This window comes from Paragemmobacter ruber (assembly GCF_009908315.1).
Classification (GTDB): domain Bacteria; phylum Pseudomonadota; class Alphaproteobacteria; order Rhodobacterales; family Rhodobacteraceae; genus Paragemmobacter; species Paragemmobacter ruber.
The window spans coordinates 488,841-500,784 of record NZ_JAAATW010000002.1 but is presented as its reverse complement, the minus strand read 5'-3'; the positions used below and the strand labels follow the sequence as shown (position 1 = coordinate 500,784).

At 66.5% G+C, this 11,944-nt stretch carries 11 protein-coding genes; 4 read left to right on the top strand and 7 right to left on the bottom strand.

Annotated features, from left to right (window positions below):
- Nucleotides 1–5 precede the first annotated feature (5 nt).
- Entirely contained in the window at nt 6–524 is a 519-nt protein-coding gene (locus tag GU920_RS10815) for an A24 family peptidase (RefSeq protein WP_161767021.1), read from the top strand.
- 48 nt (nt 525–572) lie between these two features.
- Entirely contained in the window at nt 573–1,925 is a 1,353-nt protein-coding gene (locus GU920_RS10810) for an ATPase (protein WP_235933229.1), read from the top strand.
- 102 nt (nt 1,926–2,027) lie between these two features.
- On the opposite strand, the gene GU920_RS10805 is transcribed toward GU920_RS10810, so the two are convergent.
- A complete protein-coding gene (locus GU920_RS10805; RefSeq protein ID WP_161767020.1) occupies nt 2,028–2,579 on the bottom strand; it encodes a 5-formyltetrahydrofolate cyclo-ligase in 552 nt (183 codons plus the stop codon).
- Entirely contained in the window at nt 2,576–3,946 is a 1,371-nt protein-coding gene (mgtE, locus tag GU920_RS10800) for a magnesium transporter (protein WP_161767019.1), read from the bottom strand. The genes GU920_RS10805 and mgtE overlap by 4 nt, the downstream gene beginning before the upstream one ends.
- Nucleotides 3,947–4,091: 145 nt before the next feature.
- On the opposite strand from mgtE, the gene guaD reads away from it, so the two are divergent.
- Nucleotides 4,092–5,393 carry a guanine deaminase gene (gene guaD / locus GU920_RS10795; protein WP_161767018.1) on the top strand — a complete coding sequence of 434 codons (1,302 nt, stop codon included), beginning with the start codon at nt 4,092–4,094 and terminating at the stop codon, nt 5,391–5,393.
- A 1,163-nt stretch (nt 5,394–6,556) separates the two neighbouring features.
- On the opposite strand, the gene GU920_RS10790 is transcribed toward guaD, so the two are convergent.
- The 4 genes from GU920_RS10790 to GU920_RS10775 all read right to left on the bottom strand — a co-directional run bounded on the left by GU920_RS10790 (nt 6,557) and on the right by GU920_RS10775 (nt 9,726).
- Complete coding sequence (locus GU920_RS10790; protein ID WP_161767017.1) at nt 6,557–6,868, bottom strand: hypothetical protein; 312 nt, start codon at nt 6,866–6,868, stop codon at nt 6,557–6,559.
- Nucleotides 6,869–6,880: 12 nt separating this feature from the next.
- On the bottom strand, nt 6,881–8,224 hold the full coding sequence (locus tag GU920_RS10785; protein WP_161767016.1) for an 8-oxoguanine deaminase: 1,344 nt from the start codon (nt 8,222–8,224) through the stop codon (nt 6,881–6,883).
- A gap of 214 nt (nt 8,225–8,438) precedes the next feature.
- Nucleotides 8,439–9,236 (bottom strand): inositol monophosphatase family protein, encoded by a 798-nt coding sequence (locus GU920_RS10780; protein ID WP_161767015.1) that lies wholly within the window; start codon nt 9,234–9,236, stop codon nt 8,439–8,441.
- Nucleotides 9,237–9,363: 127 nt separating this feature from the next.
- Nucleotides 9,364–9,726, bottom strand: coding sequence for a helix-turn-helix domain-containing protein (locus GU920_RS10775; protein WP_101921111.1), 363 nt, complete (start codon nt 9,724–9,726; stop codon nt 9,364–9,366).
- Nucleotides 9,727–10,069: 343 nt separating this feature from the next.
- Between GU920_RS10775 and GU920_RS10770 the strand changes: the two genes are divergently transcribed.
- Nucleotides 10,070–11,038 (top strand): NADPH:quinone oxidoreductase family protein, encoded by a 969-nt coding sequence (locus tag GU920_RS10770; RefSeq protein WP_161767014.1) that lies wholly within the window; start codon nt 10,070–10,072, stop codon nt 11,036–11,038.
- Here the strand turns inward: GU920_RS10770 and GU920_RS10765 are convergent.
- Nucleotides 11,026–11,877, bottom strand: coding sequence for a LysR family transcriptional regulator (locus tag GU920_RS10765; RefSeq protein ID WP_161767359.1), 852 nt, complete (start codon nt 11,875–11,877; stop codon nt 11,026–11,028). The two genes, GU920_RS10770 and GU920_RS10765, sit on opposite strands and share 13 nt — an antisense overlap.
- Between the last annotated feature and the right edge of the window lie 67 nt (nt 11,878–11,944).

The following is an 11,944-nucleotide window of genomic DNA, read 5'->3' as shown; positions in this document are numbered from 1 at the left end:
CGCCCATGCGCGTGGACGATCTGCCCTCGGTCTGGTCAGCCGCGTGGTTCATCCTGCCCGTCCTTGCCATCTGCATCTGGGTGGCCTGGTCGGACATGAAATTCATGAAGATCCCAAACACCGCCGTCCTCACGCTGGCGGCGGTCTATGTGGTGATCGGACCGATCGCCCTGCCCTTCGGCGCATGGCTCTGGGGCCTCGCACTTGGCGCCATCGTGCTGGCGGTGGGATTTGTCGCTTCCTCGCTGCGGCTGGTGGGGGCGGGGGATTCCAAATTCGCCGCCGCCATGGCCCCCTTCTTCACGGAAACGAGCCCCGCCTTCGTCTTCATCCTGTTCGGCATCTGCCTGCTCGCCGCCTTCACCGCCCATCGCCTGATGCGCAGCGTCCGCCCCTTCCGCGCCGCCAGCGCCGACTGGGCCAGCTGGACTCATGCCAAATTCCCCATGGGCCTCGCGCTGGCAGGCACCCTCTGTTTCTACTTTCTGCTCGCCCTCCTCAACTCTGCCCGAATTTCTCCATGAATGGCGGCTAATCCATCGGCAACCGTCGCTGATGAAAGAGTCTCCGGCATGAACGCCCCCTCCGCCCCTCCGGCCGCGCCGCTGGCACAGACGCCCGTCCCGACCCAATCGGTGACCCCGCCGCCGCAGCCCCGGACCCTTGCCGAAACCGGCCTGTCGCCGGTCTTGCTGCGCGACCTCCTGCTCAAGACGATGTTCCGCATGAACCTCGAACATGTCTCCGACATGTCGCGCGTCATCGCCCTGCCGCTTACCCTGATCCAGGAGATGATCGACAGCGCCCGCAGCCAGCGCTTTGTCGAGGCGACAGGCACCCTGCACGCCACCTCGGGCAACGAAATGGGCTATCAGCTCACCGATGCGGGCAAGGCGCGCGCGCTCGATGCGCTGTCGCAATCCGAATATTACGGCGCCGCACCCGTGCCGCTCGACATGTACAAGGAACAGGTCAAGCGCCAGTCGATCCGCAACATCACGCTGACCCGGCAGGAACTGATGCGCGGCATGGGCCACCTGATCCTGCCCCCCGACCTGATCGACAATCTCGGCCCCGCCGTCACCTCTGGCCGCTCCATCCTGATGTATGGCCCGCCCGGCAACGGGAAATCCTCCATCTCGAACGGCATCCGCGACGCGCTGGGAGACAAGATCTATATCCCCCGCGCCATCGAATATTCCGGCCAGATCATCACCGTCTATGACCCGATCGTTCATGCCGCCGCCGAAGAACAGACCGACGATCCGACCAGCCTGCGCCGGTCCGGCAACCGGTTCGACGCCCGCTACGTGCGCTGCGAACGCCCCACGGTGATCACGGGCGGTGAACTGACGCTCGACATGCTCGATCTGAAGTACAACCCCGTCGCGCGCACCTACAACGCCTCGCTCCAGCTGAAGGCCACGGGCGGCATCTTCATCATCGACGACCTCGGTCGCCAGTCAGAGCCGCCGCAAAAGATCGTCAACCGCTGGATCGTGCCGCTGGAAGAAAGCCGCGACATCCTCGCCCTGCAATCGGGCGAGAAATTCACCGTCCCCTTCGACACGCTGGTGATCTTCTCCACCAACTTCCACCCGAACGAGATCTTCGACGGCGCCGCCCTGCGGCGGATCTTCTTCAAGATCAAGATCGACGGCCCCAGTCAGGAAAACTTCCTCAAGATCTTCGCTCTCGTCGCGCGCAAGAAGAAGATGCCGCTGGATGAACGCGCCCTCGTCCACCTGCTGAAGGTCAAGTACCCGACCATCAACAACAACTTCGCCAACTACCAGCCCGTGTTCCTGATCGACCAGATGATCGCCATCTGCGAATTCGAAGGGATCCCCTATCAGATGACCCCCGACCTGATCGACCGCGCCTGGGCCAACATGTTCGTCCGCGACGAAAAGATCGCCAAGTAATCCGTATCCAAGCAATCCGCGCCGTCGCGCGGGCTGCACCTGCGGGACCGGGGGCCAGCCCCCGGACCCCCGGGATATTTGCGAACGGAAAATGGGGCAGGCTCAGGAAAAGGTTCTGATGCCGGCTTCCGTCACGATCACATCCAGCCGCTGATCGTATTCATCAATCGGCACCTCGGGCAGTTCCTGCGCGGCAAAAGCGAAACCCACCGCCAGCACCGCGTGCCGCGCGCGCAGGCGCGCCAGCGTGCGGTCATAGAACCCCCCGCCATAGCCCAGCCGGTAGCCCCGCGCGTCAAAGCCCACAAGGGGGACGATCACCACCTCCGGCTCCAGCCATGCGCCCTCTGCCGGGATGCGGGCGCCGAACGCGCCGTCCATCATGGCGCAGCCAGGCGACCATTCGCGAAAGCGCAGCGCCTGCCCCGCCCCCATGATGACCGGCACCCCCACCGGCCCCTGATGCGCCGCCATCGCCGCCAGCGGGTCCACTTCCGTCCGCATCGCCATGTAACCCGCCAGCACCCGCCCCCGATGCGGCGCCAGAAGATCGGCCAGCAATTCCGCCGCCTGCCCCTGCCCTCGGGCAAAGGCCTCTTTCCGCGCGGCAAAGGCCGCCTTGCGCGCCGCCGCCTTCGCTTCCTCCACGCTCATATCAGCACCAGCGTGGCAAAGCCGAGGAAGGCCAGAAAGCCCATCACATCCGTCAGCGTGGTGACGAACGTGCCCGACGCCAGCGCCGGGTCCAGCCCCAGCTTATCCATCGTCAAGGGCACCAGCACGCCCCCCAGCGCCGCCACGATCTGGTTCACCACCATCGCCGCCGCCAGCACCGCCCCGATCCACGGATCGCCAAACAGCCCCCAGGCCGCCAGCCCGATGATCGCCGCCAGCGCCAGCCCGTTCATCGCCCCCACCGCCAGCTCCCGCAGCACCACACGCCGCGCGTTGCTGCTTGTCAGATCGCGCGCCGCCAGCGCCCGAACCGCCACCGCCAGCGACTGCGTCCCCGCCACACCCCCGGTCGAGGCGACGATCGGCATCAACGCCGCCAGCGCGACGATGGCCGCGATCGTATCTTCGAAGCGCGAGATGACAACGGCCGAGATCGACGCCGTGAGCAGGTTCACCACCAGCCAGGGCAGCCGCTGCCGCATCGTGGCGAAGGGGCCGTCCAGAACGCTCGCCTCCTCGCTCACGCCCGCCAGCAGCAGCATGTCGGCTTCATGCTCCTCATCCAGCACGTTCATCGCATCGTCGATGGTGATCACCCCCACCAGCCGCCCCGCCGCATCCACCACGGGGCAGGAAATCAGGTGGTACTGGTTGAAGATATAGGCGACCTCGGATTCCTTCTCCGTGGCCTCCACCGTGCGGAAACTCTCTTCCGCCAGATCCCGCAGGCTTGCCTCGCGCCGGGCCGAAAGGATGCGCCCCAGCGTGACATAGGCAAGGGGGCGCATCCGCGGATCGACAAGGATCACATGATAGAACTGATCGGGCAGCACCTCTGCCCCGCGCAGGAAATCAATCGCCTCGCCCACAGTCCAATGTTCGGGCGCGACCACCACCTCGCGCTGCATCAGGCGCCCGGCCGACCCCTCGGGATAGGCCATGGCCTGTTCCACCGCCACGCGGTCGGCATCATCCAGCGCGTCAAGGATGCGCCCCTGCGCCGGGGCCTCCAGATCCTCCAGGATGTCCACCACATCGTCGGTGTCCAGATCGCGCACCGCATCCGCCACCACCTCGGCGGGCAGGCTCTCGATCACTTCCTCGCGGATCGTCTCGTCGATCTCGGACAGAAGATCGCCGTCGATCTCTCCGGCATAGATCGCCAGAAAGGCCTGCCGCTCCGCCGCGTCGATCTGTTCCAGAAAGTCTGCAATGTCGGCGGCGTGCAGCGGCTCCACCAGACGCAGCACCTCGCCTGTATCGCCTGCCTCCACCGCGATGCGCAGCGCCGCGACCCGGCCCTCGTCCAGTTCGATCTCGTCGATCCCTGCCGTGTCGTCTGCCATGCCGCACCCCGCCCGATTACCCCCAGCCTAGCGAAAGCTGTTTCTGCGAAACAGGGGGCATGGGGAAATTTACCCATGCGCCAAAAGACCATAGGCTTGCAAAAGACACACGATCCGCCGGAAGCGGCGCAAGCAAGGATATGCCATGGCCGATCTCCTGCTGGGACAGGTTCTCTCCTTCACCGCCGATCCCTTCGCGGCGGGCGAAACCGCCGCCCATCACGAAACCCACGGCGCCGTGCTGGTGGAAGACGGCCGCATCACCGCCACCGGCCCCGCCGATGACCTGCGCCGGCGCCACCCGCAGGCGCGCCTCCATGACTATGGCCGCGCGCTCATCACCGCAGGCTTCATCGACGCCCATGTCCACTACCCCCAGACGGCCATCATCGCCTCCTGGGGCAAACGGCTGATCGACTGGCTGAACAGCTACACCTTCCCCGAAGAGATGCGCTTTGCCGATCCCGCCTATGCCGGGGCGATCGCCAACCGCTATCTCGACCTTGCCACCGCGCATGGCACCACCACCGTCTGCACCTATGCCACCATCCACCCCGCCAGCGTGGACGCCATCTTCACCGCCGCCCAGACCCGCGGCATGCGCCTCTACGCGGGCAAGACCTGCATGGACCGCAACGCCCCGCCGGGCCTCTGCGACACCGCCCAATCCGCCTATGACGACAGCAAGGCGCTGCTCCAGAAGTGGCACGGGGTGGACCGGCTCTCCTATGTGATCACCCCGCGCTTCTCACCCACCTCCACCCCCGAACAGCTTGCCGCCCTGGGCAGCCTCTGGCGCGAATATCCCGATTGCCTGATGCAGACCCACCTCTCCGAACAGACGGATGAGATTGCCTGGGTCCGCACCCTCTTCCCCCAGTCACGCGACTATCTGGATACCTACGAGGCGCAGGGCCTCCTGCGCGAAGGCGCCCTCTACGGCCACGCCATCCACCTGACAGACCGCGAACGCGCCCGCCTGATCGAGGCAGGGGCAAGCCTCGTCCATTGCCCCACCTCCAACACCTTCATCGGATCGGGACTGTTCGACATGTCCCTCGCCCGCCACCTTCGCGTGGGCCTTGCCACCGACACGGGGGGCGGGTCCTCCTTCTCCATGCTGCACACCATGGCCGCCGCCTATGAAATCGCCCAGTTGCGCGGGCAGGCGCTGCATCCGTCGCAACTGATCTGGCTCGCCACCGTAGGCTCCGCCCGCGCCCTTCGCGCCGAAGACAGCATCGGCAACATCGCCCCCGGGATGGAGGCGGACCTCACGATCCTCGACCTCGCCTCCACCCCCGCCATCGCACAGGCCACCGCCCGCGCCGAAACCCTGTGGGAGGCACTCTTCCCCACCATCATGATGGGCGACGACCGCGCCATCCGCGCCGTTTGGATCGGCGGCAAACCGTTACAGACGTCGCCGGATACAACCCAAAGCTGACCTTCGCCAATCGGACAGCCCCATGGTACCCCTCAGGCTCGCCCCCTATCCGCCCCCGCCGCCCGACAAGACCCGCAACACCCCCTCAAGAAGCCCCTAAATTCCAACCCATTAACCTTAACGCCCCCACCTTGAGCTTGGCGAAAACCCTCAAGGGGTGAACCGGCGCACAGCGCCAGGAGACGGCGGTCCGCCCTTCTCCCTCCCCCTCGTCCCGCCGGACCCAACCGCCGCCCACGCCCCCAACCACGCACCGCCCACCCCGGAAGCCATCCGATCCAAAGCCCGCAGAACTCCCGACAAATCAACCCATTAACCTTATCGCCCCCCTTCGACTTCATCTTGGCAAAGATACCCTCAAGGGGTGACTCGGCGCACGGCGCCAGAAGACGGCGGAACGCCCTTCTCCCTCCCCCTCGTCCCGCCGGACCCAACCGCCGCCCACGCCCCCAAAACCACCCACCACCCACCGCCCACCCTGGACGGCATCCGATCCAAAGCCGCGAAAACCCCGAAAAATCCCCAAACTCCAACCCATTAACCTTAAAGCCTCCCGGCTCTCTCTTGACGAAGAACACCCGCAGAGGGTGAACTGCCACGCCGCGAGAAAAGCGGGCAGAACACCCCCTGCCCATGAACCAATTGCCGCAAGACCCATCCGCCGCCCACGCCCCCCGGCCATGCGTCGCCCTCCCCCCCCGCATCCCGAACGACCCATGATCCGCCACCCCCGAAAACCCCAACAAACCCGTTAACCCTGAACCGATTAACCTTAACGCCCCTCGGCTTCATCTTGGCAAAAATACCCTCAGGGGGTGAATTGGCGCGCAGCGCCAAGAGGGGGCGGAACGCCCCTCTGCCTCTTCCCCAAAGCCGGCGCCCCAGCTACCCCACGGAAAACAGGCCAGCGCCGTCACGGCACCCATCGCCCCGTCCGACACGCCGCCGGGCCCGAAGACGACCGCCCCGATCCGATCCCGCCCCAGACGATCCCCCAGGCAAGGCACCCAGCGTGATCCAAAGATCACCGCCGCCAGCACCATCAGCGCATCGCCAATGACCCGCCCCGCCCCCACGTCAGGGATCAGCCCCGGCGCAAAGACCAACCCGCCCGCCGCTTGCACCACTGGCGCCGCGCGGCAGATCCGTCGCCGGACACGTCCTTACTCGGCCAATTCCCAGCCGTCGGGATAGAAATCATGCGCCAGCGCAATCTCGGTGGCCAGACGCTCCTTGTCCCAGATCGCCTCCGGCGTCACCGGGATGGGGCCGAAAGAGGCGATCACCGTCTCGTCATCGCCCAGCCGCCGCGTCTTGAATCCCCGCGCCTTCAGGGCTTTCTCGAAGGCCCCCCAATTGGCATCCGTCTCCTCGACAAAGAAGATGAAGTCGATCACCGATTGCGCGGGCAGGCCCTTCGCCCCCTTGAAGGTGGCAAAGGTCTCGCGGCGCTGGGCTTCAAAATTATGCGACATGATCCCCGCCTATCACCCCATCAACCGCGCCGCCAGACGCTTCTGCCGCTCCACCACACGCGGCAGGTCGATCGTCACCATCTCGCCGTCCCGCACCACCTGCCGCCCCTCGACAAACAGATGCCTCACCCGCGCGGGCCCACACAGCAGCAGCGCCCCCACCGGGTCCCAGCTCCCCGCCGCGTCCACCCCAGACAGATCCCACACCGCCACATCGCCCCGCTTGCCCACCTCCAGCGATCCGCAGTCCTGCCGCCCTAGCACACGCGCGCCCCCCAGCGTCGCGATTTCCAGCGCCTCGCGCACCCCCATCGCATCCGCCCCCCGCGCCACACGCTGCAACAGCATCGCCATCCGCGCCTCACCCACCAGATTGCCCGCATCATTCGACGCCGACCCGTCCACGCCAAGCCCCACCTTCACACCCCGATCCCGCATCGCCCGCACCGGCGCGATGCCCGAACCCAATCGACAATTCGAACAGGGGCAATGCGCAACCCCCGTCCCCGACTGCCCGAAAAGTTCAATTTCCGAACCATCCAGCTTCACGCAATGGGCATGCCAGACATCCTCGCCCACCCAGCCCAGATCTTCGGCATATTGCCCCGGACGGCAGCCGAACCGCGCGAGGCTATAGGCGATATCCTCGTCATTCTCCGCCAGATGGGTGTGCAGCATCACCCCCTTGTCCCGCGCCAGCAGCGCGGCATCCCGCATCAACTCCTGGCTGACAGAGAAAGGCGAACAGGGCGCCAGCCCCATCCGCACCATCGCGCCCGGGCGAGGATCGTGAAAGGCATCCACCACCCGGATGCAATCCTCCAGAATCGCCGCCTCCCGCTCCACCAGCGCATCCGGCGGCAAGCCGCCCGCGCTTTCCCCGATGCTCATCGCCCCGCGTGTGGGATGGAACCGCAGCCCCACCTCGGCGGCGGCGGCAATCGTGTCATCCAGCCGCGCCCCGTTGGGATAAAGGTACAGATGATCCGATGTCAGCGTGCACCCCGACAGCGCCAGTTCCGCCAGCCCCACCTGCGCGGAGACGAACATCTCCTCCGGCCCGAACCGCCCCCAGATCGGATACAGCGTCTTCAGCCAGCCGAACAGCAGCGCATCCTGCCCCCCCGGCACCGCCCGCGTCAGCGTCTGGTACAGATGGTGATGCGTGTTCACGAACCCCGGCGTCACCACGCAGCCCGCCGCCACCACCACCTCGCCCGCGCTGGCCAAGCCCTGCCCCACGGCGGCCACCACGCCCCCGCGAAGCAGCACATCGCCCCCCGCAATCTCGCGCCGCGCGCCATCCATGGTGACAACGGCCGCCGCCCCGCGGATCAGGATCTCTCTCTCAGGCATGGCTTCTTCCCCTCTCGCCCACCCCCTTCGGTGGATCGGGAACGGCGGGCGACAGAAGGGGGAAGGACTCGGCCCGCGCCCGGCCAGCCTAGCCCCGCCCAAGCCGCAGGCCAAGCCCCGCCCGCAGCAAAACCCCCACCCTTGGCCCTGCCCGCTTCATCTTGGCCCAAATACCCAAAAAGCCACCGCCGTGGCCGGGCGCGACGCCGCAGGTCTAGCCCCGCAACAAGGCCAGCGCCGCCGCATGTACCTCGGCATTGGCGGCGGCCAGCACGCGGCCCCCGTCATGGCAGGGCCGCCCCTCCCAATCGGTGACAATGCCCCCCGCCGCCTCGATCACCGCGATGGGGGCCTGCACGTCATAGGCCTGCAACCCCGCCTCGATCACCAGATCCACCATCCCCGCCGCAATCAGCGCATAGCCATAGCAATCCGTGCCATAGCGCGTCAGCCGCACCTGCGGCACCACACGCCGGAAGGCCGCGCCCTCCTCGGCCGTGCCCACCTCGGGAAAGGTGGAAAACAGAATGGCCTCCGACAGCGGCCGCGCCCCCCGGCAGCGCAACCCCGCGCGCCCCGATGGCCCGTTCACCTCGGCCCGGCCAAGGCCCCCCTCGAACCGCTCGCGAATATAGGGCTGGTCGATGATCCCGTAGATCGGCCCCACCGCGTCGCGCACCGAAATCAACACCCCCCAGGTCGGCGTCCCCGACAGATAGCCCCGCGTCCCGTCGATCGGATCGAGGACCCAGGTCAGCCCGCTCGTCCCGGCTTCCGCCCCGAATTCCTCGCCCAGGATGCCGTCCTGCGGACGGCGGCGCTTCAGGATCGCGCGCATCCGCTCTTCCGACAGCCGGTCCGCCACCGTCACGGGATCGAACCGCTCGGTTTCCTTGGTATCCGCCGTCAGGTCGGCCCGCCGGAAGTGCAACAGCGTCGCCTCCCGCGCCGCATCCGCCAGTTCCGCCGCCGTGGCGATCAACTCTGCCGCAACCTGCGCCGAAACCCGCATCTGCCCCTCCCCCGGAAATGACTGTCCCCCCGCGCTATCCGCACGGGGGGACAGGGTCAAGCCAAAGGTCAGGCACAGCGGAGCGGCCTCGCGCGCGCGGCACGTCCCCGCACGCGGCACGCCCCTATCAGGCCGCGTCGCTCAGCACGCGGGCCAGATCGAACAGGCGGCGGCGCTGCGCCTCGGGGATCGCGTAGTAGGACCGCACCAGTTCCAGCGCTTCCTTGTCGGCCATGAAGTCGCCCTCGGCCGCCTGCGCGCTTTCGCGGCTGTCATCCAGCCCCTCGAAGAAGAAGCCGATCGTCACACCCAGCGCATCCGCAATATCCCACAGTCGCGAGGCCGACACCCGGTTCATCCCGGTCTCGTATTTCTGGATCTGCTGGAACTTGATCCCGACCTTGTCGGCAAGTTGCTGCTGGGTCATGCCCACCATCCAACGCCGGTGCCGGATGCGTTTCCCCACATGGGCGTCAACAGGATGCTTCATTCTCTACTCCTCGGACCAAGTCCCCGCTCAACTACAAGCAATTCGTATGCCAAAGTTACTTGATTAAGATTTATCCACAGAAAAGGTAAGAAAGATGCAAAAACCTGTCTGTTTGGACAGGATGCATTATACATCTGGAGAAGAGGGTTTGGACCAAAGTCCCGTCATACTCTAAGCGGAAGCAACAGAGCACAGATTCTCGTTTTAAGTGTATTTCATTTTGCAAAGCATTTTGCAATGATTCTCGCCCGATCTTCGCATTTCGCAAATAACTTTCCGCTGGATGCCCCCTCGGCCGCGTACTACCTGCGTCGTTGACACGCAAAGGCAGAAAGTCACCCACATGCGCGCCTGGCAGATCGACGAATTTGGAACGCCCGCCACCCTGCGCGACCTGCCCGATCCCCATCCCGCGCAGGGCGAAGCGCTGGTCGCCATTGCCGCCTGCGGGCTCAATTTCGCCGATCTCCTGATGGCCGAGGGCCGCTATCAGGAAAAACCCGCTCTCCCCTTCATCCCCGGGCTCGAACTCGCAGGCACTGTCCTCGCCCTCGGCCCCGGCACCACCGGCCCCGCCCCCGGCACCCGCGTCGCCGTCTATGCCGGCCACGGCGGGCTGGCCGAACGGGGCTGCTTCCCGGCAGACAGCCTGCTCCCCCTCCCCCCCGCCATGCCGATGGTTGAGGCTGCGGGTTTCCAGATCGCCTACGGCACCTCCCACCTCGCCCTCACCCACAAGGCGCGCCTGCAACCGGGTGAAACCCTCCTCGTCCTCGGCGCGGCGGGCGGCGTGGGCCTCACGGCGGTCGAGGTGGGAAAACGCCTCGGCGCCCGCGTCATCGCCGCCGCCCGTGGGGCCGAGAAACGCGCCATCGCCCGCGCGGCCGGCGCGGATGAGGTGATCGACAGCGACCACCCCGATCTGAAATCCGCCCTGCGCGATCTGGGCGGCGCGGATGTGGTCTACGATCCGGTCGGCGGCCCGGCCTTCGATGCCGCCCTCCGCGCCACCCGCCCCGATGGCCGCATCCTCACCATCGGTTTCGCCTCGGGCAGCGTGCCGCAGGTTCCCGCCAACCTCCTTCTGGTCAAGAACATCACCGTCATCGGCTTCTGGTGGGGCGGCTATCGCAGCTTCGCGCCCGCCCTTCTGAAGGGCAGCCTTGCCACGCTCCTCGACTGGTATGCCGCGGGCGACCTGCGCCCCCACATCTCGCACCGCCTGCCGCTCGACCGCCTGCCCGAAGCGCTGGACCTCCTCCGCAGCCGGGCCGCCACCGGCAAGGTGGTGATCGACCTTCAGCAGCAATAGGCGTTGCGGATCTCCTGCATCAGCAGTTCCGCCGCCTCGCCCCGCAGCGTGGGCGCGGCATAAAGGCAGATCGTCTGCGTCCCCAGATCGGGCAACTGCCCCTTGGTGTCCAGCGGATACAACCCCTGCGGCATCGCATTGGTCAACCGCGCCGTCACCGCCAGATCGGCCGCCACCGTCGCCTCGATCGCCTGCTCGCTTTCGCCCAGCACGGCCATCTCCCATGGCACGCCCGACGCCGTCAGCGCCGCAACCGCCTTGCGCCGGAAGATGCAGGTATCCTTGAACCCGATCCGCAAGGGCCGCTTCTGCCAGACCGTCCCGTCTTCCGCCCCGACCCAGACCAGCGGCCGCGCGCCCAATTCCTCCGCCCCCGCACCCGGCGCATCCTCCGTCGTCAGGATCAGGTCCAGCTCGCCCCTCTGGAACTGCTCCTTCAGCAGGATGGTAAAGGATGACACCAGATTGATCCGCATCCGCGGAAACTGCGCCGACAGCCGCTTCAGGATGCCCGGAATCGCCGGATAGACGATGTCATGCGGCACGCCCAGCCGGATCTCCCCCTCGAACTGCGATGATGTCAGCCGCGCCAGGGCCTCATCGTTCAGCGCCAGCATCCGCCGGGCGAACCCCAAAAGCTGCTCGCCCTCCGGCGTCAGGGTCAGCTTGCGCGCCGCCCGCGCGAACAGGCCAAGGTTCAACGCCTCTTCCAGCCGCTTCAACTGCATCGACACCGCCGATTGCGTCAGGTTCAGCAAACCCGCTGCTCGCGTCACCCCGCCCGCATCGACCACCGCCACGAAAGACCGCAAGGCCACCAGATCCAGCGTGCGCGCCATCATCAATCCCCCTGATGCGATATGCAACAATCATTCATTTTCAAAATGCCAAAAGCCGCGGCATATT